Source organism: Streptomyces sp. NBC_00582, from assembly GCF_036345155.1.
Taxonomy (GTDB): domain Bacteria; phylum Actinomycetota; class Actinomycetes; order Streptomycetales; family Streptomycetaceae; genus Streptomyces.
This window is the reverse complement of record NZ_CP107773.1, coordinates 45,573-67,783: the sequence shown is the minus strand read 5'-3', so window position 1 is coordinate 67,783 and position 22,211 is coordinate 45,573. Positions and strand designations below refer to the sequence as shown.

Sequence of the window (22,211 nt, the reverse complement as noted above, 5' to 3'; positions counted from 1 at the left end):
CACGAGGAGGAATACGCCACCATGTCCCGTCCCACGCTCCCGACCACGGACCTGCGCCACCTGACCATGCTCGCCATGGGCGTCGCCACAGCGATCACTCTCACCGCCTGCAGCACCGGCTCGGACACCGGCGCGGCCGGCCACAACAAGAGCTCCTCCTCCACGACGAGTGCGGACCAGGAGAAATCGACGTTCCGTCTGGGCGAAGCCAGCCCGGTCCAGGAGAGCCAGATGCGGGCCTCCCGAGGCGCCGCGTACACGGTCACGCCCACCAAAGTCGTTACCGGCACCAAGGACGACTTCGACCACTCAGGGCTTGAGCAGGACAAGGAAGACGGCGCGCAGGTGCCCGTCTACGTCTGGGTGACGCTCACCCACAAGAGCGGCAAGCCGATGTCGCTCAGCGACATGGATGACGATCTGGTAGTCCGGACGGACTCAGGCCAGCGCACCCGCGCCCTCATCGTGCTGCTCGGCCAAGCGAAGTGGCCCAGCTGCCCGCCTTTCGACTCCGACACGAAGCTCGCAGCCGGCCAGTCCAAGAGAGTCTGCACCGCCTTCCTCATCCCGCAGACCCAGAAGGCCGCCGCGGTCGAGCTCACCCAGGGCTTCTACAACAAGCCGCTGCAGTGGCCTGTGAAGAGCTGACCGATCGCCGGGCGCCTCGTCAACGCACACCGCGAAGCGGATGCGTCCCGCTCGACTGCCGCCCCCACAACGCAGTGCCCCGCCCGCGCGCAGCACCCCTTTGCCCTTCTCGATTCCACCAGGAGTGATCCCGATGCCTTCTCCCCACCCGTTCCCACGCCGCACGCGCAATGGTGCCGCCGCCCTCGGCGCAGCGGCGGCGTTTTGCCTCACCGCCTGCGGAGACTCGCGATGAACGTCGTCCACCGGTCCTCCGGCCGCCTCCCCGACCCTGGCCTCGAGCGGTTCACCCGCCAAGGCCCGGACCCCTCCTGGGAACAGGCACGCGACGCCCGCCTCGCCGCGTTCGTCCGAGCGCGCCTGGCCCACGTGCATGCCACCGGCTGTACCGAAGAACGAAAGTGGGCGGCCGGAGTCGGCGATGTCTTTGAGGAATGGGACAACAAGCGCGAACTGGCCGCCCGTACCGACAACGACCTGTTCACCATGCAGATCAGCGCCCTGGGATGGGCTCTGCGCTGCATCGCCCACACCACGTGGCACAGCGCTCCCGGCTGGGAGCCCGCCTTTCATCCCCAGGCGGCAAGCGCGGAAACCGTCCCGGAGCCCCTCTCATGACCACGCCACCCCAACCAGGCCACCACTCCGGCCCGGAATCCGAATTCACCCTCGACTACGAGATGCCAGCCTGGTATCGCGCCCATCAGGCGCCGCAGGGCGCAGGCACCGGAGTCCCGTCAGCTGAACCGGCGTTCGCGCCGATGCCCCCGATCGGATGCCGGGTGTGCCGCGTCGCCCCCGTGGCCTCGTGCGCGATTCGCGCCCACCAAGGCTTCATCGTCCTCATGCGATGGCACAAGGTAGACGGTCCGTTCTGCGCCATCTGCGGAGTCGCCCTGGTGCGAGAGCTGACCACCAAGACTCTCTGGCAGGGCTGGTGGGGCGTCGGTTCCCTGATCGTCGGAACCCCCTTCGCCCTGCTGTCCAACTGGGGCGCCTACCGCAAGTTGCGCCGACTCCAGCCCGCCATCCCCGTACCCGGCACGCGTCAACTTCCGCTCGGGAAGCCCGTCCTGCACCGTCCGCTGGCGTACGTAGCCCTCGTCCCGCTGATCTGGGCCGCCACTGTGCTCACCCACGTGATCACCTCGGCCGCATGAACACGGCCACCGGGCCGGCCTCGCCCGACGAGAAGACGAGACGCCCTCTCCACTCCGCCACAACAAGGAGAACCGCACCGTGGAGACGAAGAGCACGAAGGCCGGCCGGGCCAGCCAACAGCCCAGGCGCGCTGACCTCTCCTCCGGGCCTCCGGGCTGGGCCGCCGATCTTCACCCGCATGACGGCCTCGGGCCGACCAGGGGGTCCGAGGACTGGTCCTGCCGCCTCGCGCGCGAGGCATCCCGCAGCGAACAGCCTCCGTCATGCCCCCAGCCCCCGCACCCACGAAAGGACCTTTGAGCATGAGCAGCACATCCCTCCCGCACCGTCGCCCCCTGCGCGCCTTGTGCCTGCTGACTGTCGTCACGGCCGCGGTGCTGAGCGGCTGCACCAACGACGGCAAGCCCGCACACGACGGCCCGACCAGCGCACCACCCACCAGTGCGCCTCCTCGCGGCGTGGTGACCCGCGCCGAGGCTGACATGATCCTCGACACCTACCAGGATGTGAACAACCGTGCGAACGCGACCCGCGACGCCAAGCTCCTGGCCACCGTGGAAGCCGGGCAGCTGTATGCCCGCAGCAAAGCCGATTACGAGCAGTTCGCCACCCTAAGCGCCAAGGACAAGAAGCAGGCCGGCGAGCCCTTCACCTTCACCCAGCGCTCCTTCCTGATCCCCGCCACGGGCAACTGGTTCGCGGCCGAAGCATCGACCACCGGCAAAAATCACACCGTCATGGTCTTCGAGAAGTCCGCCGACACCGGCGACACCTGGAAGAAGGTCATCTCCCTCTTCCCTCAACGAGCCCTCCCCGCCCCGACGACCAAGGACGGCCTGGCCGAGCCCGCCGACGCGAACTCCCCGGTCGGCCTGCTCGCACCCGCCAACGTCACGGACGCCGTCGAAGACCTCTTCGCCACCGGAGGCACGAAGGACGGCAGCAAGCTGTCCCACACGAACGACAGCGCGAAGAACATCCTCACGACCTACAAGGAACGCGGCGACACCCTCGGCTCACAGGCCACGGTGAACTTCTTCCCGGTCACACCCCTCCACCAGAAGGTCTACACGCTGCGCACCGACACGGGCGTCCTGGTGATCGCACCGCTGGCCCACAAGCAAGAGAGCCTCGTCAAGAACTCCGGACTCCAGATCACCCCCGGCAAGACCGAGTCCGTCTACAACCGGACGCCGCGCGCCCTCGTCGCCGACCAGTTCCAGGGCGAGACCGTCGTCCATCTCCCCCTCCAGGGCAAGCCGGAGATCCTCGACTACCGCTACGCCATGGTCGACTCCCGCTGACCTCGAGCCCGCCCACCCCACCACGACCGAGGGAGACCGCGGTGCCCCTGGATCAGTCACTCACCACCGACATACACGAGACGATCATCATCCTCCCGAACGGCAGCATCCACACCCAGGGTCTTCTGCGGGAAGGGCCCGAACCGCCCGAGGTCCTCATCGAGCGAGTGTGCGCCCCTCTACGCACCGCAGCCGGGCACAGGCGCCGGCCGATCAGGCTCAGCATCGGACACGCCGACGGACGCGTCGAGCAGCACCAGATCGCCGCCGACGGCACCATCCACCCCGCACGGGTACCGGCCGCCGCAGACGACACGGCCCCCGACCCGATATGGGGCCAGGGCATTCCGGAGGACACCCGGCTCCTGGACAGCGTGCGAGCAGCCCAACGCGCTGGACAGTGGCATGCCGCGCAGCACGCCGCTCACCGCGCCACCCAGCACCTCGTCGCTCAGCACGGCCGCGACCACCCCTACACGGCGATGGGGGTCGAACTGCAGGCGCACTTCGCCCTGATGGCCCAGGACCACGCCACCGGGGCCGCCTTGTGCACCGAGGCCGCCATCGCGATCCACCGGCTGGGCGGTCCTCGGGCACAGATTCGTCACAGCCTCGCGAACGCGGTCGCCGCCTGGATCCACTCCGACCGCGACACCCGCCCCGGCGGGCCTGGCTTCGCCGTCGCCCACGCCCTGGTCCGCATCACCCCCAACGACCAGGCCGCCCTCACCGCCCTGCTGCGCCGACTCACCTAGGACTGCACATGACCACCATTTCTCCACCCCGGCGCCCTGCCGTACCGCCGCGCTACCGGAACATCACCGGCGGCGGGCCCGTCCGCCCTCCGCGGCCGCACCGCCCGGTCCCCCGCACTCCGCCGGACACCCTGAAGCCGCGCTTCTCCCACGCCGTTTCGCCGCAGCCCCGCAGCTTGGCGCACTCTCCGAGACCGAGCTCCACCCCGTTCAGCGAGCCCGCGACCGAGCCGGTCGCCGCGAAATCCACGGCCCCGCCCACCACGGCGGACGGCAGCTGGCTCCGCAGCCCCTTCCGTTCACGCTGATCAAGACGGCGCCCGTGATCGACGCCTGGCGGCTGGGATCCGCAGGAGCCGTCGACTCCCAGGAACACCCTGGGAAGCACCCGCTCTTCCCACCGCCGCCCGGTCCTGGGCTGACCGGCCAGGGGCCCGTCGGCGTCCGGCACGGGATAGTGACCAGTTCAGCTCTGCGCGACCGTGTTGCCCCGCGAGGGCGTGCCATGCAGGCCGCCGGCTTCTGACCAGAACCGGGGCGAGGCCAGCGGCCGGTGCTCATGACTACGGTGTTGCCGTCCGTCTCCAGGAAGAGCACGGTGTGTCCGTCGCGGCGCGCATGGATGAGCTGAGAGTGCAGGCACTCGCGGGAATGCGGATCGTGCACAGCGAAGACGGCGACGACACGGTCTTCGCCGCCGAGGATGCCGCGCGCAGCGGTGCCCGGCCCGTAGCCCTCGGCGAACGCGATGCCCGGGTCCTTGCCCTTCTTGTAGGGCGTTGGACATGAGGTAGGTGCCGTCGTCCTTGACCCACCACAGGGAGGCACAGACAGTCTGGCTGGTCTCGGCCTGGTCGGATGTGGGGATGTGGCTGCCGTTCGGGGCGAACATCGCGTGGCCGGCAACGGCCAGGGCTTCATCCAGGGGAACTTCAAGGTGATCACGGGAGGGGAGACAACTTTGGGGAAGGAGGACGGTGTCAGCTGCTTGCCCGCCCTACCGAGCGGGGCGGGTGCGCTGCCGTGCGGTTCCAACGGGTGGCGGTCACGGCGCGGGCTCGAAACCCTCGGCTTCGTCGACCAAGAGCTGGCCAGAAGCCAGTTCCTCGTGCGCGCGCTGTACGGCGTCGCTGTGACGGTCGACCAGGTATTCGCACGCCCACCAGCTGCCGGAGCGCTCGCTGAGCAGGGCGTCGATCGCTTCCTGGTCTCCGTCGCCGACGGTGTGGGACTCCTCGATCTCGAGGGTTTCGGCGTCCCAGCGGCCGATCAGGAGTACGGACACGGGATGATCCTTCCTTCGTGGGGGCCGCGCGGGCTGTGTGGCGTCCGGCCCCGGGGACATACGGAGTGGTCAGAGGCCGACGGAGCGAAGGTACGCGTCGATCAGGGCCACCTGTTGGGCATTGAGTTCGGCGTCGCTGTCGGCCGGGACGTCCGAGAGCCAGCCGCTGACGGCGTCGGCCTCGATGCCGTAGCACCGGGCCACGACGGCGTCGAACGAGGCCTCGGGGTCATCCAGAAGTGTCAGGACAGCGTTCACCACCAGGTTGTCGATGTCGTCCGCGTGCTGCTCGCGGATCGTCCGGGCAGCGGCGTCGACCCCCGCGTTCACGGCGGCCGAGACCTGTTCGCGGCTGTAGTGCATGCCCGCGTACAGATCCGAAGTGTCCTCGACGTCCTCGCCCCTGTCGGGGGCCTGCGTGGCCGCGATCTCGATGTGCCGCGCGTACACATCCGCCCACGGGGCTCCGGTGCTGTCGAGATAGGTCAGGGCGGCGGCCATGGCCCAGGTGAAACGCTCGGCGGTGACAGGGCGGCCCGACTCGTCGGAGGCCATCTCCATCCCGGCTTCGAGAGCGGCGACAACGTCGGGGTGGGTGATCGAGTTTGATATGACTGCGGTGCTCACTGCGGTGTTCCTTGATTCGGGTGTTGCGCGGTCAGTCCTGCTGCGCGCCGGGGTTGTGGCTCAGGCGCTCGTGGGGAGCACGGAGAGCATGAGGTCGATACCGGCGCCGCCGACTCCGGCCGTGACCGGTGTCGTCGGCCCGGTCGGGCCGTTGATGTCGCGGGGCATCACCCAGCCTTGGAGCGGGCCGCCGTCTGTGTCCGAGAACCGGACGAGGCCGTCCTCGTCGGCTTCGACCGCATGGGGGAAGGCCGCGACGATACGGCGTGCCACGCCTCCGCAGCCGCGCAGCGGGTGGGTACGGACACGTCCTGGACCCGGATGTGGGGGAAGGAACGGGGCGAGGAAGCGCTCCAGCGCCCCCAGACCTCCCCTGAAGCTCACCGAGCCGGTGGCCGACGTGCCGCGCAGCGTGAAGCTCACGGACGCGTCGCCGCACTGCCAGGACAGGCCGGTGGTGTCGTCGGCTCGCTCGAACCGCTCCGCAGACGTGCCGAGTTCGCGGAGCAGCTCGTGGATCTCGGCGAGGTGCTGGAGACGGTGCTGCCGTTGCCGAGGCGGCGACAGCCGGATGATATCGCGGTCGATGCGCGGCAGCAGCGAGCGCAGCGCTGCTCCGGCGACCGCTGTGGGGGCGCGGCTCTCGACGGTGAGCGAGGTATCGGCAGCGGTCAGCGTGGTGTGACCGCTGTCGGTCAGGAGAAGGAGGAAGCGGCGCGGGCCGTTGGCCAGGTGGGTGGCCGGCGGGCCTGGATGTTCCTTGCGGGTAGCCGTGGTGACGGTCCATTCGGCCTGGTGGCGCTTGGGGAGCAGCGCGGCGACTTCAGCGGCGAGTGCCGTGGAGGCGAGTGGGGTGGTGCGCATGGATCTTCCTTGGTGGGGGGACGGCCAGGCAGAGCCGAGAAGCAGCGGGGCGTCAGAAGAATGATCAGACGGCAGCCGGGTCGCGGGGAAGTTCGAGGCGGACGGTGTTGCCGCCCTGGTCTGCCCACTCGACCCAACCGGAAGTCTCGATCTCGTCGGCGGCTGCATGGAGGTCTTCGGCGGTGACAACGACAATGGTTACAGGTGCGCTCACGGGGTGTTCCTGATGCTGGTTGCGGAGAAGGTCGGTTTGATAGGCCGGAGGCTGAGGTGCTCTGTGCGGAGGTCGCAGGCGACGACAGCCGGATGATGTCGCGGTCGATGCGCCGCAGAAGCGAACGCAGCGCTGCTCCGGCGACCGCCGTGGGCGCGCTGGTCTGCGCAGACTCGGTGCGTCCAACCACCGGAAAGTTAACTCTACTGTGATAAATCCAATTAAACAATAGGTCGAAGCGGGGAAGTGAGGCGGCACGGCCGGCCGGGGGTCGCCCATGCACCGATAAAGAGAGGGGCGGGCGCCGCGCGCCAGGCGCGGCACCCACGTAGGGACGGAGGTTACGCCCGGCCCGGCCCGTGGCTGGAGAGGCTGGCACCGCTCGAAGTGGACCGGAGGTGAGCGTCGACCGCGTGCCTGATGCTCGCGATCAGGCCGGACTGCATCTCGTGGGACATGCCGGGTCCGAAGGTGAGGTGGATGCGGCCGATGGGCTGCTCGTCGCTGCTGATGGTGAAGGCGGTGTCTGACGGCTTCAGTCCGTCCACCCCCATCTCGACCGCCCAGGTGGACAGGTTGGCCGCCCCGCTGATCAGGTCGTGAACCGCGTCGGTGGCCGTGCTGAACGCGCTTCCGTCATCGGCGTCGTACGGAAGCAGTTGTTCCCACGTGTGAGTCCGGGTGGACGGGACGGCCTCGGTGCCCATGGATTCGCCGACGCCCATGTGGTCGGGGTCCCGGGTGAGTTCGAAGTGCTGGCGCGCGGCCTCGGCGCGGAGGTCGGCGCGGGTGTACGGGGTTTCAGTCATGGTGGCGCTCCTGGGTGATGGGCTGGAGGGGAGAATCGGTCAGGCTGACAGGGCCGCGTAAGCCGCCTCAGCCTCTTGGGCGGCGGTGACGCGCGCCTGGGCTACGGATTCCTGTCGGCGAAGTTCGACGACCGCCTGGACGGGGGCCTGGCGCAGCTGGTCCACACGGCTCTTCCCGGCGGCCAGCCGCAGTGCGTCCGCGTTGCTGTGGTCGCGGTAGGCGATGGCGAGCGCCCGGATCGCGGTGCTGATCCATGCGGCGGTGTTCGCGGGCACGGGCTGGTCGGGAGTGTCCGCCCGCTGGATGCCGGGGATCACCGCCGGGAGGGCCGGGGTGAGCGACTGGCTGTCGGTGCAGTTCCAGGAGCCGCGCAAACGGATCCCGTTGACCACGGGCTCGTTCTCCCGGCCCGCGCCCTCGGGGAGCGGGGTGGTCCCGAGCTGCACGCTCACGCCGCCGGGAAGGGCGTCGCGGCTGTACCGGTCGGGGCCGACCGTGAAGTCTCCGCGTGCGCGGCCGCCGCTCGTCACGGTGTAAGTGATCGTTCCGTCATGCGCGTTGAGCCGGGGGAGGGCCGTCATGATGCCCGTCGTGCCGTTGACGGGATCGAGGTAGTCGATGTGGACCGAGCGCGGCAGCACCGGGAGTCGGGGCGCGTCGGCCTGAGCGACAGCCTCCAACTGCTGGAGAAGTGTCCAGTGCGGTGCGATCTGCGCGCGGATGGCGTCCAGTTCGCGTTCCATGGCCTCTCGGGCTGCCTGGGCCGGGATGTCGGGCTGCTGCTGGGCGTGCCGTGCGGCGGCCCTGATGAGCCCTTCCCGGTTCGGCCGGGTGGCCCAGTGAGTGACGACGGCGTGTACGACTTCGGCCAGGTACCGGTGCGTGCTGCGCGGGACGGTGCCCAGAGTTCCGTCCGACCGGACCCACTGGCCGCGCGCGTCGAGGTGGTGGCGTTCGGGCAGAGCGTCGACCGCGAGCGGGCCGCACTCCCCGCGCACCCGGGTCCGGCGGATCCTGGGCTCGTCCACCCGCTCGTGCTGCGGCTGGGCGGGGTGGTCGCCGTAGACGACCCGGACGTGACATGCGTCGGATCCGGGCATCGTCTCGGGGACGACGATGAAGCTGCCACGGACCTCGTCGCCGGTGATCTGGTAGCGGGCCTGGCCGGTGAACCGGTCGAACGTCCCGACGGCGGGGACGGTGACGTCGCGGATGGGGAGCTGGAGTTCGGTGGGGGAGTGGAAGGACAAGGGAGTTCTCCTGGATCGGCTTTTGTCCCTCGGGGCGGGGGCGGGACCGGTGTGGCGCCCTGCGCGTCACCCGTTCCGAGTGATTTCAATCTTACGCCAGTAAAACCAATTAAGCAATAACGATGTTCGTGTGCTTCCTCGCGCCCCGTATAGTGAGCGTTACCGACGCGGGGTGGAGCAGCTCGGTAGCTCGCTGGGCTCATAACCCAGAGGTCGCAGGTTCAAATCCTGTCCCCGCTACTCGCAACTCAGGCCCCAGCGCGTCAACGCCGGGGCCTGAGTCGTTTCTGTTCGACGGATAGTGCGTGCTCGGATGTCACACGGGCACCAGATTCCACACCTCTATGGGCACGCGAGCACCCGCCCGGGCCGCTCGGATCCATGGAGACAACAGTGGCCGTCTGTTTCACCACCTACAACCTGCTCGACTTCACAGGCCCCGACGATCGCACAGCTTTCCTGCGGCAGGCGCTTGCCGAGGCGCAGCCTGACGTGCTGGCGGTCCAGGAGATCGTGGACGACACCGCCGCCGGCGCGGGACGGCTACTGCGCCAACTCGCCGATTCCCTCGGCCTGCTGTGCACCGTTGACGCCCGAGGAACCACCGCCATCGCCTCAGGCCAGCACCGCTACCACGTCGGGCTCCTCTGGCGCCCGGGGATCACCTCGGTCCCCGGCACCTGGCGTGCCTTCCAGGCCGGCGACTTCCACCACGCGCTGGCACGCCTGCAACTCGACGTCGGAGCCCGCGAACCGGTCACGTTCGCCAGCTACCACGCAGACCCCTTCCGGCCCGCCCGGCGATTCGACGAGGCTCGCCGTGTTGTCGCCGCTCTGACGCGCCCACCCGGGCCTGCCGTGATCGGAGGCGACTTCAACAGCGTTTCCGCCGACCGGACAGCACAGGGCGACTACTACGATCATGACCCCTACGCGGACCAGGAGTGGTACGCCGATCTCCTCTACCAGGTCGAGTGGAACGCCAACCCCGACGCACCGCACCGCGCCGACCGGAGCCCCGCAGAAGTCCTGCGCCGCGGCGGACTACTGGACGCGGCCGCCGCCCTCGACTGCCCCTGGCATCCCACGACCGGTCACTGGCCCGTCGGAGACCCCTTCGGGCCGCGGCGCATCGACATGATCCGTACGACTCAGCACCTGCTGCCCGCTCTCGCCGGCTACCGAGTCCTGCGCACCCATGCGGCGTTGAACGGCTCCGACCATCTGCCGGTCAGCATCGACCTGGAACCCGCGATGATCTCCAGCCGTTCTGTCGACAGCACCCCGCGCTCCCGGCACCCCGCCCCGTCCGGACACACGGCGAGACGGTCAACGGCGCAGGCCCCCACGCACACATCACGGGCCCGCTGATCCAGACGGGCAGCACCGGCGACACCCGTCTGCCGTGAAGCACTCCCTCCCGCCCCGAGACCACCGGACCCCGCAGACGCCGGACATGAACAACCCCCTGACCCGACGACGCGCAGATGGTGAGTTCGCCCGCACTGAACCCGACCAGGAGTCGCCATGAACAGGGCCCCCGCCCTTCCCCACGCCGAACCCCTCACCGCCAACCGCCCCCTTGGAGGAGGCACCGCGCGACATACCCGGCACGCCGTGCAGCGCCTTCTGGAGCAAGCCGAGTACCTCGACCTCAACAGCCCGATAGCCACGCTCACACGCTGGCGCGCCGCTGCTCTGGTCGTCATCCGGTCGATCTGCGGGCCCCATGACATCGCGTGGCAGATACTGCGTCCCGAGGCAACCTGGTACCCCGCCACGGCCGAAGCGAGCAAGCAGGAGCAGGCGTTCGCCGAGGGTTGGGCCATCACGCTCGGCGTGCTGGAGGGCCTGCTCCCCTCGCTGATGGAGGCGGAGCCCGGCCCGGAAACACCGGAGGCGGACTCGGTCGGCCAGCAGGACGAACACGATGACTGGCCGTCGATTCCCTTTCCCCGGCCGTCGACCGGTCTCAATCTCGTGCTGCTGGGGGCCCCGAAGGTCCGTGGTGCGCAAGGGCAGGTCGAGTCCAACCGTGTCTCGCGGCTCACGGAGTACGCCATCTGGCTGTACCTGAACCCCGGGAGCGACCGTCACGCCCTGGACGCGGCCCTGTGGCCCGGGCAGCGGGTTCGTGCCGACAGCCGCAACACTGCCATGAGCCGCCTGCGGGCCTGGCTCGGCTCCGAGCACTTTCCGACGTGGAGTCAGGAGACCGGGTACGCACTGACCTCCTTGGTCACCAGTGACTGGGGGCAGTTCAAGGAGCTCGCCGCCCGCGGCGAGAATGACGGCTCCCCGGCCGGCACGCGCAATCTGCGTGCCGCCCTGGAACTCGTCAACGGGCCTCCGTTCGCCGGCGTCATCGGCCTGGATTGGTATGCGTGGGCTGAGCCGTACGCCAGCGAGATGTCCGAGGCCATCGTGGGCGTTGCCCGCCGGTTGACACACCGCTACCTGGAAGGAGGCGACCTGCCTGGTGCCCGGTGGTCGGTCCGGCGTGGTTACCAGGCTCTGCCCGGCGGTCTGCAGCAGTTCCAGGTCGCGGCTGAAGCCGTCAAGGAGCCGTGCTCCGAACCCGACGGCCTTCGGCACCTGGCCGACCAGCTGACTCACATGAACGTGCCTCTCACACGGAGGCACGTGCAGTCACAACTTGGCTGAGCACGGTCGACAAGCACCGCCGCCGGCCGTAGCGGTGGGCCTTGCCTGGGCAGGCCTCAACACGCGGCGACCGGCCGGACGACGGACAGGGCTTGTCAGTGGTGAATGACAGGATTGGATCTGACCAGTCTGCCCGCCGTACGGTGAGCAGACGATTCGAGATACGGAGAGTTACCCCTATGAACCGCAGTGAGCTGGTGGCCGCCCTGGCCGACCGAGCCGAGGTGACCCGCAAGGACGCCGACGCCGTGCTGGCCGCTCTCGCCGAGACCGTCGGTGAGATCGTCGCCAAGGGCGACGAGAAGGTCACCATCCCCGGCTTCCTGACCTTCGAGCGCACCCACCGTGCCGCTCGCACAGCGCGCAACCCGCAGACCGGCGACCCGATCAACATCCCCGCCGGCTACAGCGTCAAGGTCTCCGCGGGCAGCAAGCTCAAGGAAGCCGCCAAGGGCGCGTAAGGGCGTTCGGTCCGGGGCCGGCTGCCGCAAGGCCTGCGGGCGGCCGGCCCGGCCGTTGCCCGAGGGCGTCACGGCTCATCGGTGCGGCGGTCAACGGGGACCAGCCCGACCGCACGCAGGTCTGCGGCCAGCTTCTCCGCCTCCGGGCGGGCATCCGCGTCCGCCCCGGAGGCGAGTTCCGGCTGGTCGGGCGTGCCGGTGTCGGGCTGAGGCAGGCCCCGTGCCTCAGCGATCCTCTCCTCACGCGCGAGCGCGAAGCTGAGCGCGTCCTCCTCATCTTCGAACGCGTACTTGCAGACGACCTTCTCCAGCTCGCCGAAGAGCCCGGCGCGGCGCGTCATCGTCCGGAAACGCCGCTCCACGCCGAGCAGTTCGCGGGCCATGAGGAACTGCTGCTCGTCGTCACCGCAGACCTCGCGCAGCACACTGATCATCTCCGCCCCGTCGACGAAAGCGGTCTCCCGGCGCTGGTCGGGATACGGCTCGCCGGTGGCGGCCTCGTAGATACCGGGCAGCGAGTCCTCGATCTCGTGCTTCACATAGACCCACTCGTGCCGGATGGCGCGCAGTTCCTCCATGGTGATCAAGGTCAGCTCGCGTACGTACTGCGGTCCGTTAGCCCTGATCCAGGTCTGGGCCTCAAGGAGCCTGCGCAGCCACTCCTCCCGGGCCTGCTGCAGGTAGGCCCCGTGCACGAGGCGCCCCTTGAACAGGTGCAGCCGACCGCTCATCCGCCGGAAGTCCCGCAAATCCCGGTCATCGTCGACGTCCAGGGCGTTACGCAGCTCCAGGAGGGGCAGCATCCACTCCTTCTCCACGTCGTTGCTGATCATGGCCTGCATGGACTTGTCCTGCGAGACCAAGGTGCAGGTCCAGCAGCCGAACCTGCTGTCGCCGCACGACGGTGTCGTCGAGTCGACGACCAGCGGGCACTCGGCGTCCGGCGAGGCTCCCTGGTACATCGTGAGCAAGTCCTTGTTGGTGTGCCCCCAGGGGTTCTCGTACTGCATGAGCAGCGACCACACCTCGTCGTTGCTCAGATCCTCAATGGGCGAGTACACCAGGGAGTTGGGCAGAGAGGCGTTGGGGCTGAGACGGTCCCTCACCCGGCGCCGCTCGTGGCGCGCCATGGCCCGCGCCCTCGTCCCCGACTCGGCCTTGCGGGTGCCCAGGACCAGGATGGTCTCGCCGTGCTCGGCCACCACCGCCCGAATGAACGCATTCGACGGCTTGATCTTCAATCGCTCCGTGCACCACCGGAACTTCGGCCGCGGTGCCGCGTATCCGCGACCGATGAGGCACACCCAGAAGGAGTCCTCCACCGCGGGTGTGAGCCGGTGAGTCTCGATGGGCAGGCCCTGCTCCACGGCCGCGCGGCGCATCGAGGCCAGCGAAGCGTCCACCCAGGCCGCGACGACGGGATTCTCCACACCGGTATCCGTGCTGATGACGTGGACGACCTTGGTGCGTTCCGCGGCCGGCAGGCCCGCGAGCGCCATCCACACGAGCATCAGACACAGCGTGGAATCCTTGCCGCCGCTGTAGCCGACGACCCACGGCACGGAGTCGGCGCGGTACAGCTCACGGATCTCGTCGAGGATGCCGCGGAGCCACTGCCCCATGGTCCCTCCCGCGAACGGGACGGTGCGTGTGGGGGAGAGGCCCAGGAGTACAGGAGGACGCATACGGAAGCCTTCATGTAGAAGCCGGTCGAACGGCTACGGTTGCCCGTCTCGCCGGAAGTAGGCCGGTGCGGGCAGGGACGCGGACGGCGCGTCCCTGCCCCGGGAGGCGATCAGTCGTTGGCGTGGATGCTGCGCACGACGGCGGCGGCGACGGCGCCGAGGGTCTCCAGGCTGTCGGCGGTGGACACGCCGGTCAGGAAGGTGCGACTTTCGTCGCGGAGATTCGCCGAGATGTACAGGTGCCCGTCCTGGGCGGCAAGGGTGTACCCGCCGCCGGGGTCGTCCCGGTGTTCGATGCATGCGCCGTCGTGCCACTGCCAGGGCGTCGCGGACCAGCCGTCGCCGAGCAGCCCGGCGGCGGCGCTCCCAATGTCGCTGAGGCTGAACCGCGCGGGGTCCGGCACGAGGCCCGCTGCGGTGCGCAGCAAGGCGAGCACCGTGGCGGCACCGCGCGCACGCTTGATCTCGATGGACGGCGAGGAGATGCGGCCGTCGTCACCCGCCCACAGCACCGCGTGGCCGCCGTCCCACCGGATGTTGGCCACTCCGGGGCGTGAGCCGTAGGTGACCGAGGCGCCCTCGCCGGCCGCCTCGGCAGCGAGGAGCGCGAATTCCCGGATGGCTGAGCGGGCCTGCACTGTGCGGGCTTCCAGCTCCGTCACCAGCTTCTTCCAGGCCGGAAGGATCTCCGTGCGGATGGCTTCGGCGACCGCTGCCGGGTCGCCTATGGTTCCCGACACCTGCCCGTCGTAGTCCGTGCGCCTGCGCCACACCAGGTCGCCCCGGGAACGGATCTCCACGCTGACCTTGGTGCGCGACCGGATCGGCGAGGTGGTGTAAATGGCGAGTTCGATGCCGGGACCGTCGAGGACGGCGAACGTCGAGGAGTCGCAGCCTGACGCGCTCCAGCCGGACCCCAGCAACTGGGCGAGCTGGGCGGCGAATTGGAGTGCGTAGCGAGCAACGGGCATGAAGGGCTCCTGAAGAAGAGGTGAGGGGCGGGGCCGGGGGTGTGGGTTAATTCTGGAACGGGTGCCAGGAGGCCGCGGCGCGGTGCGGGAAGACAGCGGCCACGATTGCGGGCCAGTCCGTGCTGCTGTGTTCACGGGGTGATGTGGGACGGGCCGTCCAGTCCTGCGCGCCGGTGTCGTCGGCGAGAAGCGCCTCGCGGAGGCACTCGCCGCAGAGGTCGGCGACCGGGGAGGGGTACTGCCGGTCGTCCTCGACGGGGCGGTCGGGGTGCAACAACGCGTGGCGGGACGCCGCCTCGAACAGCAGCCGGGGCCAGTCGACGGCCCCGGCCGCGCGCTCGACGATCGCCGCCGCTGCGTCGAGCATGTCGTGGTTCGCGCTGGTGGGCATGGACTCGTACTGACGGGTCCGGCCGTTCCAGCGCTGATTGCCGAGGACGTCCTGGGTCAGAACGCGCACGATCGCTTCGAGGTTGGGCATGGGTGACTTTCAGGGGCGGGCGGAGAGCGGGCCGACGGGGGCGGCCCGCGTCAGTAGCAGAGCCCGGCGCCGTCGAACCAGGCATGGTCCGGCACCTGCGTGCCGGGAACAACACCCGAGATGACGGGGCAGGGCGCGAAGAGGACGTCGACCAGGCGGACTTCGGCCGAGAGCGGCTTCAGCGCCGTGAGCATGTTCAGGAAGTCCTGGCCGATCAGCGGGTGGGGGCTGGGGAGATTCATCAGGAGGCCAGGGTGCGAGGCGTAGCCGAGCCGCTGGTAGAAGGGTTCCAGCGACGGGTCGTGAACGAGCATCGACAGTCCCCAGCCGGCTTCCCGGTAGCGCCGCTCGGCGCGCCGGATCAGGGCCTGTCCGAGGCCTCGCCCGCGGTACTTCGGGTCGACGGCCACGCCCTGGATCATGGTCATGCGGTGCACGAGGGCCAGTGTCAGGGGGGATCCGCGAAGTCCCGGGTGCTCCACGAGCCAGTCCGGAGGCCCGGCCAGCAGTGCGCCGACGGGCTTGCCGCGCCGGTCCTCGGCTATGAGGCAGAGGTTGAGGTTGTGGGAGAGCGGCGGTTCGGGCGCCAGGCCCAGCATGAGCCGGACCGAGTGGAAAGGCGAGGGGTGATCGGGCTCCGCGTGCCGGATCAGATTCATGAAGGCGTCGAGGTCGCGGTGTCCGGCGTCTCGGAAGCGGAACGGGGGGTGGGGACGTCGAGAAGACATACGGGTGGTCCTGAGATGAGGCAGAAGAACGGGCGCTGTGCGCCCCGAGGCGGTAACGCGGCGAGCGCCGCAACCGATACCCTGACCCTACGTGAATAAATCCAATTAAGCAATATCCCTCAGAGGGTTGTCCGTCGGCCACCGTGAGCCGGTCCGGACACGCCCGGCACGTACCCACTTGGCCACGCGAACGGTGAACTCCGCCCGCGCGAAGCCCTGACCGTCGCGGACGACGAACCCTTCGTCCCAGGCGGTGTCCGTTCGGCGGTCGAAGGCCTCGCGCAGATGCCGGGGGTCCTGGGGGCGTGGGCCCCGCGCGAGTACGGGGACGGTGGACAGGCCGAGCATGCCCGCCCACGCCTCCGTCTCCTCCCACGCCAGGCAGTCATCGCCCTCCCATACCGAGAACACCATGAACGGGGGAAGCTGCCGCTCGTAGTCGAGGGAGTGCGGAACCGTCAGGTCCTCCCCGCACACGCGGAAGCCTCGCGGGATCGATGGACAGACCGCTGCGGCGAAAGCGCGCATCCGGCTCTGCCACGGCCTGCTGCGCCCCGTGGGGGAGCGGCCATACATCCCGCCCGTGTGAAGGGTGGTGTTCGCCCCGTCCATCTTCATCGTGGTGACGAGTTCGCGGCCGGGCTCCGGGGTGAACCGGGCCCAGTCGCACCAGACGTCATCGCTCGTGGCACCCGGCGACCCTGGCAGATGCGGCGTCCGCGGGTAGCGCGGGAGAGCGTCAGCCACCGGACGGGCCGCCCTGTTCGCGGGCGAGCGAGTACAGCAGCGCCCGGTGGAAATCGGTGAGATCGCCGGTGCGCCACAGGCCGCCGATGTAACCGGAGCCCAGGACGACGACCGGCCCGCGGAGGGACCGGGGCGGGGCCTGCCCCGTCGCCCGGCGGACGAAGGCGGTCGCCAGTTCGTTCACCGGCAACGTCGGGTCGGCTCCGTCGGCACTCGTCCGGGAGATCACGCACAGCGCACCGCTGGCTGCCGCGAACCGACGGAAGTGCGGGTCGCCGCCCAGTTCGTCGTGCAGCACCGCCTTCCTCAGTGCCCAGGGTCCGGGTACGTGCGTGTTCGAGGTCGTGAGGTCGGTGTCGATGCGCATTCCTGCGCGGGTGGTGATCACTGCTGGTTCTCCTCGTGTGAAGGGTGGGGGTAGGGGGTGACGTTTTTTGGCGTCGTGGTCCAGGGGTTCTTGACCACGCGACCGCGCGGCGTGAGCGTCCACAGTTCGTCGGGCACTTCGCCCCGCTGCGGGACGGCCTGAGCGGCGGTGCGTTTCCAGACGCACAGGAAGGCACTGGGGTCGGCGTCGGGGAAGTCCTCGGTCGGCTTGTCCGCCAGGGCCACGGTGTAGTTGACGCCGTCGTAGTAGGTCTGGCCATGGCGGTGCGACACGCGCCGCTTCAGAGCCCATTCGGCAACGGCTTGGCTCGGTGCGAACTCCAGGGGAGCTTGGTCTGTCGACCGCTGCCGGCGCGACGGAATGAAGGCGAAGTACACAGTCATCGGTTGGGAATCCTCATGCGCGGCGTGAGCGCCGCTGACGGCAGTGTGCTGACGCGCGAACGGGAGAGGCGGAGACCGCCGACGCACCGTCAATGAATTATCAGAATACGCCATGCAATCCAATTATGCAATATAGATCGCCGATCGTTCTGCCCCTGCCTCAGAACAGGCTCTCCTGCCCCGCCTCTTCAAGCTCCTCGCGTCTCTGGGACCGGGCGACTGCCGTGCTGTCCGTTGACGCCGCAGTCACGAGCGCCCTGCGCTGCCGCAGCTCGTCCGCGTTCGCCCGGCGGATCATGAACTGATGCTCGGCGAGTCCTTCGAGGTCCTCCACCGAGTAGCCGACCGAGGGTTGTTCCAGGTGAGAGCGCAGCCGGGCCAGCAACGCGGACCGGTCCGGGCCGCAAGCGGTGAGGATCGCCACGACGGGCCCGGACGGGTGGCGTGTGTCGTGCATCGCGTAGCCGGCCGGCTGGCCCTCCGCGGGGAGGTCCTTCACCTTGTGCTCCGGCAGGCGGTCGATTCCGAGCCCTGTCAGGGCCTGTTCGACAGTGTGGCTGCGCGTGGCGCGCACGACGACTCCGGCCGGCGTCAAGTGGGGCCTGCTCGGCGGCGAGGCGGAGCGGTCACGGCCAGCCCCGTTGGTCTCGGTTTCCTGCATGGGAACGATCCTCCTGGTGGTGGTGACGGCCGGGCGGCCAGGGCGCTGAATGGAACGTGGCATCCGACGGGCCGGTCACAGGCCGCCGCCGGACGCGGGCGGCGTACTCTCCCTGGGCTTGAAGCCGGGGCAGCCCTCGTGCACTGCCGTACAAGCGTGCACGCCCAGGATGGTGACGCCGCCTTCGGCCGTGGCCAGGAGCGCCAAGGCCTTCGCCAGGGCTACCCGGGCCGATTTCTGGTGGGTGCCACCGAACTGCAGATCGTCTCCGTGTGCCGCGATCGTGTCGAGAAGTTCTTCGCGCATGGCGTCGATCCGCTCGCTGGACAGATGGCTCTGCTCCTCGATGGCCAGGGGAACGAGGAAGCACAGAAAGTCGGCAAGGCCGGTGCGAAATCGCGGGCCGGGCAGAAGGGTGCGCACGGCTTCGTCCGTGTCGGTCGAGTCGCGGACCCGGACCACCCGGCCGAACACGCCGATCGAGTTACTCGGCATGGTGCGCCTCGCCTTCGCTTTCCTCGGTGACCTGGGTGTCGAGGACTTCAAGCAGTTCGGCAAACCGGGAGTAGTCGACGGTGTCGGGGGTGCATGCGTTGTCGAGAATGGCCGGATCGAGGTCCCGGATGTGCCGCTCGATCGTGGTGCGGCTCGGCTTGCGGCTCCCGGGCACCTGGAGCGTGAGCTGAACGTCGTGCATGGTCACGCGCACGGCTTTCAGTTGGACGGTGACGGTGTGGTCGGTCATGTGGTGCTTTCTTGAGGGAGGGGCGCCGGGGTCCGGCGCCCCTGGTCAGGCGGCGCGGGCCGGTTCGGGCTGCGGCGCGGGGGTGTAGCGGGAGGACGGGGCGAAATCGCTGGCGGTGATGCTGGTCAGGTAGATCGTGCTGCCGACGGTCTCCGCGGTGCCGATGCCCTTCCGCAGACAGAAGTGGACAGCCTTGAGGACCGAGGAGGCGGGCACGCGGGACTGGGCCGCCCAGTCCGAGTGCGGCCAGCGAGTCTCCAGCTCGTACTCAGCGGCCAAGCGGGGAACTGCCTGGAGGCGCCCGCTGCCGGCGAGCTCGATCGGCTCCGGCCGGACGGCGAACCTGCGCCCGTCGGGCGTTTCGCCGCAGCTCTCCCAGCCGTTGCCGCTCAGCACCGTTCGGGCCGATGCCATCAGCCGTACCCACTGCTGGCGTCGTGCGTTGAAGGTGTGGCCGCCCATGGGCAGCCGTTCGAGGCCGTCGACCACAGGGCGGACCTGGACGACACCGGGGTCGTCGGGGACGGCGTAGAGCCGTACGCCAGTTCCGGACTGACGGCCCCGCAGTACGTGGATTCCGGCTTGCTGCAGCGAGTGGGCTCCGCGGTCGACCGTCTCGGCCATCTCGCGGGGGACGATCCGCCATCCCGGCTCCGATCCGCACTGCACGGTCAGGATGTGGCCGTGTGCCGTCCCGGAGCACTGGCCGTGCGCGGTGTTGTGCAGATGGAGACGGAGCACGTCGAGGACACCGTCCGCCGCCATGGGGCGGCCACCCCGGAAGGCGCCGTCCTCACTGCTGAACGGCTGGGCCTCGTACGTCTCGTAAAGCGAGGCCAGCAGTCCTACGGCTTCACCTGCCGAGTCCATGGTCAGAGGGGCGGGCGGGCGGTGAGAGGTGAGAGGTACGAAGAGCGCGGAGGGTGCGCGAACATGCATGGAGTCTCCGGGAAAGCGATGGTGGAGGGGGAGAAGAGGGCCGACGCTCAGTCAGGCGTCTTCGGCGCGGCGGAGGAGCATGCGCTTCTCCGCGTGCCGCTGCGCCCGGCGCCGCAGCACCTTGGCACGGCGGCCCCACTCTCCGGGATAGAGGTAACAGGTGCAGTGCTTCGTTGCCTGGACGCACACCTGACGGTGGCCGGGGCGCAGAGCGCCGAGCAGTCTCATCGGGGCTGTCTCACTGGAAAGAGGTTCGGCCGCCGTCAGAGACGGGCTGGCTCAACGAGCGGAATATGGGCGGCTGTTCGCCGCCGTGCAACTCCACCCTACGGCAGTAAATCCAATTATGCAATATCATCAGGGGTTTGGCTGCCGAGGCATGACCACCCTGGCCGGACGCGGCGGATCGACGGCCACGTCGGCGGGGAGATATACGCGCAAGTGCGGCCGCGAAGGATGCGGCATACGCGGAAATCAGAGCGGTGTACGCGTCGAAGATGTAGGGGCGGCCAGCGTGGAAACGCCCGCCCGCCAGCGAAGCGCGGTGCCGTACGGATGCGGTCGCCGGGCGAGCAATCGGTGGCGCCTGCTGCTCGCCCCCGCGACCGGCCGGACGGGCCGCCCGGCGATCCAGCTCAGGCGGGTAGAGGCGTGCCGTACGGGCGCAGCAGCTGAGGGCCGAAGACCTCCTGGAGGTCCCACTGCTCCGGGTGTGCTGAGTCGGACAGGAGCATGCACAGGAGGTGTCCGGTGTCGTTTCGGTAGCACGGGTGTCCCTGCAGATACAGCGGCTCGGGGTAGTCGTCGAGCACCAGCCCCGCAGCCCGCATCGGCTGCATGAGGGCGTTCAAGTCGGCGCCAGTCCGCGGAAGTCCGGCATCCCGCCAGGCGTGAACGAGCTCACGGTGACGGTCGACGTTGAGGACGGGGAGGGAGCCGTCGCGGAAGCCGTGGAGCACCCTGCCGTCGCTGCCCCGGACGCTGTGCAGCTCCAGGTCCCGGCCGGTCTCCGCTTCATAGCTGTCGTTGATGTGGAACACCAGGTAGGCCGCGCCGGGAATCTGGGCACGCAACGTGTCGGCGATCAGGAGCGCGAGGCCCTGCGCGTCCTGTTGCTGGTCTTCCTGGGCTCTGCGCCACGCGATGGGGTCCGCGTAGCGTGTCGGCGCTCCGGCCAGGGCGTCCCGCAGACGGCGCACGGCCCGGACGGCCCGCCCCTGGAGCATGCCGTAGGCGGCGGGAGCAGCGTCGCGGTGCGCGTCGAGATCGTCGTTCTCGTCGAGGAAGGCGAGGGCGGTACTGACGTCACGGACGAGATCGGTCGTCGGGGAGGGGGTGGTGGGCATGGTGGTGCTCCGTTCTTACGGACGGACGATGGGGAAGGGGTGGCGCGGGCGCCAGGGGGTCACGGACGGGAGGCCAGCCGCTGTTCCAGGCGAGCGGCTTCGGCGCGCGCGTCCTCAGCGGTGTATCCGGAGTCGCAGTCGGGGCGGCAGTACGCTCCGGCCGGCGCTCCGCATCCTTCACAGGGCTCTTCGAAGTCGGAGGGGGCAAAGGGACGCGGGGGTGATCCGGCGGGGCCGGGGTGGCTCACAGCTGTGGTCCGTTCAGGCGGAGGGGGACTGCGCGGCGATGTCGGCGAGGACGTCTGAGGCGAGCCGGTGCTCAAACAGGGCGAGGATGAGAAGCAAATCGACGGTGCGGCCGGTGTAGTCGCGGAGGCGGCTGGTGAGAGAGGTCAGGTATGCGGGCCAGACGAGGTGAGGCTTCCGCTTCGGGAGGTCCTGGAGATGGCCGGGAACCGCCTCGCCCTCGGGGCGGGTCCACACCTGCCCGGCGGGCGGCACGGTCTCGGCCTTCACCCAGCCCTTGCTCTCCAGGTAGCTCTCCACTTGGGCGGGTGTCAGGTTTCCGGCAGCGTCGCTGTCGAGGAACACGTACTGCTGGACGAGCATGGGTCTCTCCGAGGGGCATGGAACTGGGAGTGAAGGGGGAGTTGGTCGGGTGCGCGGCGGGGTGGTCAGCTCTGGGCGGGGCCGCGCCGTGGTGGAATCCCCATGCACCCGGCGTGACGGCAGAAGCGTATTGAGTCTGCTTTTACGGCCAGGGTGAGCGACGGCTTCGCCAGCCGTTTGGCGATCCCGCACCCGGCCCACGGTGCGGGGCCGCTGCGGTAGGTGACGGCCCGGTGGAGCTTTCCGCCGGGGGTGGCCTCTGCTTCGCCGACGACGGGGCCGGTGCCGTTCAGGAGGTACGCGGCGCTCATTCGTCGACGTCCGCTTCGGCTTCGGAGCGCCAGGCGCGCTCCTCCCATCGCTTGAGCAGTCGGCGCGTCTTGCGATTGTGGTTGCGGCGATTCTCGCCGCGTTTGCGCGGGCCGGGGAGGTGGTCGACCTCGTCGCGCAGATGGCCGAGACGCTTGAAGTTCAGTACAGACAAG

30 protein-coding genes and 1 tRNA gene are annotated in these 22,211 nt (G+C 69.3%); 10 read left to right on the top strand and 21 right to left on the bottom strand.

The window, feature by feature from the left end; all coding sequences use genetic code 11:
- Positions 1–21: 21 nt before the first annotated feature.
- The 6 genes from OG852_RS49445 to OG852_RS49420 all read left to right on the top strand — a co-directional run bounded on the left by OG852_RS49445 (position 22) and on the right by OG852_RS49420 (position 4,657).
- A complete protein-coding gene (locus OG852_RS49445; protein WP_330351705.1) occupies positions 22–648 on the top strand; it encodes a hypothetical protein in 627 nt (208 codons plus the stop codon).
- Positions 649–879: 231 nt separating this feature from the next.
- Positions 880–1,266: a hypothetical protein gene (locus OG852_RS49440; RefSeq protein ID WP_330351704.1), complete on the top strand. Its 387-nt coding sequence runs from the start codon at positions 880–882 to the stop codon at positions 1,264–1,266.
- A gap of 227 nt (positions 1,267–1,493) precedes the next feature.
- Complete coding sequence (locus tag OG852_RS49435; protein ID WP_330351703.1) at positions 1,494–1,808, top strand: hypothetical protein; 315 nt, start codon at positions 1,494–1,496, stop codon at positions 1,806–1,808.
- A gap of 303 nt (positions 1,809–2,111) precedes the next feature.
- Positions 2,112–3,113 (top strand): hypothetical protein, encoded by a 1,002-nt coding sequence (locus tag OG852_RS49430; protein WP_330351702.1) that lies wholly within the window; start codon positions 2,112–2,114, stop codon positions 3,111–3,113.
- Positions 3,114–3,154: 41 nt separating this feature from the next.
- Positions 3,155–3,868 carry a hypothetical protein gene (locus OG852_RS49425; RefSeq protein ID WP_330351701.1) on the top strand — a complete coding sequence of 238 codons (714 nt, stop codon included), beginning with the start codon at positions 3,155–3,157 and terminating at the stop codon, positions 3,866–3,868.
- Between the two features lie 600 nt (positions 3,869–4,468).
- A complete protein-coding gene (locus tag OG852_RS49420; RefSeq protein WP_330351700.1) occupies positions 4,469–4,657 on the top strand; it encodes a hypothetical protein in 189 nt (62 codons plus the stop codon).
- 256 nt (positions 4,658–4,913) lie between these two features.
- Here the strand turns inward: OG852_RS49420 and OG852_RS49415 are convergent, their stop codons facing one another.
- The 6 genes from OG852_RS49415 to OG852_RS49390 form a co-directional block, all read right to left on the bottom strand.
- On the bottom strand, positions 4,914–5,153 hold the full coding sequence (locus OG852_RS49415) for a hypothetical protein (protein WP_330351699.1): 240 nt from the start codon (positions 5,151–5,153) through the stop codon (positions 4,914–4,916).
- Positions 5,154–5,222: 69 nt separating this feature from the next.
- Entirely contained in the window at positions 5,223–5,780 is a 558-nt protein-coding gene (locus tag OG852_RS49410) for a hypothetical protein (RefSeq protein WP_330351698.1), read from the bottom strand.
- A gap of 60 nt (positions 5,781–5,840) precedes the next feature.
- A complete protein-coding gene (locus tag OG852_RS49405; RefSeq protein ID WP_330351697.1) occupies positions 5,841–6,644 on the bottom strand; it encodes a hypothetical protein in 804 nt (267 codons plus the stop codon).
- Positions 6,645–6,708: 64 nt separating this feature from the next.
- Positions 6,709–6,858: a hypothetical protein gene (locus tag OG852_RS49400; RefSeq protein ID WP_330351696.1), complete on the bottom strand. Its 150-nt coding sequence runs from the start codon at positions 6,856–6,858 to the stop codon at positions 6,709–6,711.
- Positions 6,859–7,199: 341 nt separating this feature from the next.
- The gene (locus OG852_RS49395) at positions 7,200–7,667 is read right to left on the bottom strand and encodes a hypothetical protein (protein ID WP_330351695.1); all 468 of its coding nucleotides are present in this window, start codon (positions 7,665–7,667) and stop codon (positions 7,200–7,202) included.
- 39 nt (positions 7,668–7,706) lie between these two features.
- A complete protein-coding gene (locus tag OG852_RS49390; RefSeq protein ID WP_330351694.1) occupies positions 7,707–8,918 on the bottom strand; it encodes a hypothetical protein in 1,212 nt (403 codons plus the stop codon).
- 166 nt (positions 8,919–9,084) lie between these two features.
- Here OG852_RS49390 and OG852_RS49385 point away from each other — a divergent pair.
- The 4 genes from OG852_RS49385 to OG852_RS49370 all read left to right on the top strand — a co-directional run bounded on the left by OG852_RS49385 (position 9,085) and on the right by OG852_RS49370 (position 12,043).
- Positions 9,085–9,158 (top strand) — tRNA-Met (locus OG852_RS49385).
- Between the two features lie 141 nt (positions 9,159–9,299).
- Positions 9,300–10,289, top strand: coding sequence for an endonuclease/exonuclease/phosphatase family protein (locus OG852_RS49380; RefSeq protein ID WP_330351693.1), 990 nt, complete (start codon positions 9,300–9,302; stop codon positions 10,287–10,289).
- 246 nt (positions 10,290–10,535) lie between these two features.
- On the top strand, positions 10,536–11,582 hold the full coding sequence (locus OG852_RS49375; RefSeq protein ID WP_330351692.1) for an AfsR/SARP family transcriptional regulator: 1,047 nt from the start codon (positions 10,536–10,538) through the stop codon (positions 11,580–11,582).
- 179 nt (positions 11,583–11,761) lie between these two features.
- On the top strand, positions 11,762–12,043 hold the full coding sequence (locus OG852_RS49370) for an HU family DNA-binding protein (RefSeq protein ID WP_330351691.1): 282 nt from the start codon (positions 11,762–11,764) through the stop codon (positions 12,041–12,043).
- 68 nt (positions 12,044–12,111) lie between these two features.
- On the opposite strand, the gene dndC is transcribed toward OG852_RS49370, so the two are convergent.
- The 15 genes from dndC to OG852_RS49295 all read right to left on the bottom strand — a co-directional run bounded on the left by dndC (position 12,112) and on the right by OG852_RS49295 (position 22,210).
- The gene (dndC, locus tag OG852_RS49365) at positions 12,112–13,665 is read right to left on the bottom strand and encodes a DNA phosphorothioation system sulfurtransferase DndC (RefSeq protein ID WP_330351690.1); all 1,554 of its coding nucleotides are present in this window, start codon (positions 13,663–13,665) and stop codon (positions 12,112–12,114) included.
- Between the two features lie 173 nt (positions 13,666–13,838).
- Positions 13,839–14,699, bottom strand: coding sequence for a hypothetical protein (locus OG852_RS49360; RefSeq protein ID WP_330351689.1), 861 nt, complete (start codon positions 14,697–14,699; stop codon positions 13,839–13,841).
- A 46-nt stretch (positions 14,700–14,745) separates the two neighbouring features.
- Positions 14,746–15,180, bottom strand: a complete 435-nt coding sequence (locus tag OG852_RS49355) for a hypothetical protein (RefSeq protein ID WP_330351688.1) — start codon at positions 15,178–15,180, stop codon at positions 14,746–14,748.
- Positions 15,181–15,230: 50 nt separating this feature from the next.
- On the bottom strand, positions 15,231–15,908 hold the full coding sequence (locus tag OG852_RS49350; RefSeq protein WP_330351687.1) for a GNAT family N-acetyltransferase: 678 nt from the start codon (positions 15,906–15,908) through the stop codon (positions 15,231–15,233).
- A gap of 105 nt (positions 15,909–16,013) precedes the next feature.
- The gene (locus tag OG852_RS49345) at positions 16,014–16,655 is read right to left on the bottom strand and encodes an RNA ligase family protein (RefSeq protein ID WP_330351686.1); all 642 of its coding nucleotides are present in this window, start codon (positions 16,653–16,655) and stop codon (positions 16,014–16,016) included.
- Complete coding sequence (locus OG852_RS49340; RefSeq protein ID WP_330351685.1) at positions 16,648–17,043, bottom strand: hypothetical protein; 396 nt, start codon at positions 17,041–17,043, stop codon at positions 16,648–16,650. Before OG852_RS49340 ends, OG852_RS49345 begins: the two co-directional genes overlap by 8 nt.
- Complete coding sequence (locus tag OG852_RS49335) at positions 17,040–17,426, bottom strand: hypothetical protein (protein ID WP_330351684.1); 387 nt, start codon at positions 17,424–17,426, stop codon at positions 17,040–17,042. The genes OG852_RS49340 and OG852_RS49335 overlap by 4 nt, the downstream gene beginning before the upstream one ends.
- A gap of 160 nt (positions 17,427–17,586) precedes the next feature.
- Positions 17,587–18,087, bottom strand: coding sequence for a hypothetical protein (locus tag OG852_RS49330; protein WP_330351683.1), 501 nt, complete (start codon positions 18,085–18,087; stop codon positions 17,587–17,589).
- 75 nt (positions 18,088–18,162) lie between these two features.
- Complete coding sequence (locus tag OG852_RS49325; protein WP_330351682.1) at positions 18,163–18,582, bottom strand: hypothetical protein; 420 nt, start codon at positions 18,580–18,582, stop codon at positions 18,163–18,165.
- Entirely contained in the window at positions 18,572–18,832 is a 261-nt protein-coding gene (locus OG852_RS49320) for a hypothetical protein (RefSeq protein WP_330351681.1), read from the bottom strand. The genes OG852_RS49325 and OG852_RS49320 overlap by 11 nt, the downstream gene beginning before the upstream one ends.
- A gap of 45 nt (positions 18,833–18,877) precedes the next feature.
- The gene (locus OG852_RS49315) at positions 18,878–19,702 is read right to left on the bottom strand and encodes a hypothetical protein (RefSeq protein ID WP_330351680.1); all 825 of its coding nucleotides are present in this window, start codon (positions 19,700–19,702) and stop codon (positions 18,878–18,880) included.
- 120 nt (positions 19,703–19,822) lie between these two features.
- The gene (locus tag OG852_RS49310) at positions 19,823–19,999 is read right to left on the bottom strand and encodes a hypothetical protein (protein WP_330351679.1); all 177 of its coding nucleotides are present in this window, start codon (positions 19,997–19,999) and stop codon (positions 19,823–19,825) included.
- A 407-nt stretch (positions 20,000–20,406) separates the two neighbouring features.
- Positions 20,407–21,117, bottom strand: a complete 711-nt coding sequence (locus OG852_RS49305; RefSeq protein WP_330351678.1) for a hypothetical protein — start codon at positions 21,115–21,117, stop codon at positions 20,407–20,409.
- A gap of 261 nt (positions 21,118–21,378) precedes the next feature.
- Positions 21,379–21,726: a hypothetical protein gene (locus OG852_RS49300; RefSeq protein ID WP_330351677.1), complete on the bottom strand. Its 348-nt coding sequence runs from the start codon at positions 21,724–21,726 to the stop codon at positions 21,379–21,381.
- A 307-nt stretch (positions 21,727–22,033) separates the two neighbouring features.
- Complete coding sequence (locus tag OG852_RS49295; RefSeq protein ID WP_329155761.1) at positions 22,034–22,210, bottom strand: hypothetical protein; 177 nt, start codon at positions 22,208–22,210, stop codon at positions 22,034–22,036.
- Position 22,211 lies beyond the last annotated feature (1 nt).

Bases quoted from the DNA above. Each gene is read 5' to 3' on its own strand.
- OG852_RS49445 (WP_330351705.1), top strand. From the start codon at position 22: ATGTCCCGTCCCACGCTCCCGACCACGGACCTGCGCCACCTGACCATG.
- OG852_RS49440 (WP_330351704.1), top strand. From the start codon at position 880: ATGAACGTCGTCCACCGGTCCTCCGGCCGCCTCCCCGACCCTGGCCTC.
- OG852_RS49435 (WP_330351703.1), top strand. From the start codon at position 1,494: ATGCGATGGCACAAGGTAGACGGTCCGTTCTGCGCCATCTGCGGAGTC.
- OG852_RS49430 (WP_330351702.1), top strand. From the start codon at position 2,112: ATGAGCAGCACATCCCTCCCGCACCGTCGCCCCCTGCGCGCCTTGTGC.
- OG852_RS49405 (WP_330351697.1), bottom strand. From the start codon at position 6,644: ATGCGCACCACCCCACTCGCCTCCACGGCACTCGCCGCTGAAGTCGCC.
- OG852_RS49395 (WP_330351695.1), bottom strand. From the start codon at position 7,667: ATGACTGAAACCCCGTACACCCGCGCCGACCTCCGCGCCGAGGCCGCG.
- OG852_RS49380 (WP_330351693.1), top strand. From the start codon at position 9,300: ATGGAGACAACAGTGGCCGTCTGTTTCACCACCTACAACCTGCTCGAC.
- OG852_RS49370 (WP_330351691.1), top strand. From the start codon at position 11,762: ATGAACCGCAGTGAGCTGGTGGCCGCCCTGGCCGACCGAGCCGAGGTG.
- dndC (WP_330351690.1), bottom strand. From the start codon at position 13,665: ATGGGGCAGTGGCTCCGCGGCATCCTCGACGAGATCCGTGAGCTGTAC.
- OG852_RS49360 (WP_330351689.1), bottom strand. From the start codon at position 14,699: ATGCCCGTTGCTCGCTACGCACTCCAATTCGCCGCCCAGCTCGCCCAG.
- OG852_RS49355 (WP_330351688.1), bottom strand. From the start codon at position 15,180: ATGCCCAACCTCGAAGCGATCGTGCGCGTTCTGACCCAGGACGTCCTC.
- OG852_RS49350 (WP_330351687.1), bottom strand. From the start codon at position 15,908: ATGTCTTCTCGACGTCCCCACCCCCCGTTCCGCTTCCGAGACGCCGGA.
- OG852_RS49335 (WP_330351684.1), bottom strand. From the start codon at position 17,426: ATGACTGTGTACTTCGCCTTCATTCCGTCGCGCCGGCAGCGGTCGACA.
- OG852_RS49330 (WP_330351683.1), bottom strand. From the start codon at position 18,087: ATGCAGGAAACCGAGACCAACGGGGCTGGCCGTGACCGCTCCGCCTCG.
- OG852_RS49325 (WP_330351682.1), bottom strand. From the start codon at position 18,582: ATGCCGAGTAACTCGATCGGCGTGTTCGGCCGGGTGGTCCGGGTCCGC.
- OG852_RS49320 (WP_330351681.1), bottom strand. From the start codon at position 18,832: ATGACCGACCACACCGTCACCGTCCAACTGAAAGCCGTGCGCGTGACC.
- OG852_RS49315 (WP_330351680.1), bottom strand. From the start codon at position 19,702: ATGGACTCGGCAGGTGAAGCCGTAGGACTGCTGGCCTCGCTTTACGAG.
- OG852_RS49310 (WP_330351679.1), bottom strand. From the start codon at position 19,999: ATGAGACTGCTCGGCGCTCTGCGCCCCGGCCACCGTCAGGTGTGCGTC.
- OG852_RS49305 (WP_330351678.1), bottom strand. From the start codon at position 21,117: ATGCCCACCACCCCCTCCCCGACGACCGATCTCGTCCGTGACGTCAGT.
- OG852_RS49300 (WP_330351677.1), bottom strand. From the start codon at position 21,726: ATGCTCGTCCAGCAGTACGTGTTCCTCGACAGCGACGCTGCCGGAAAC.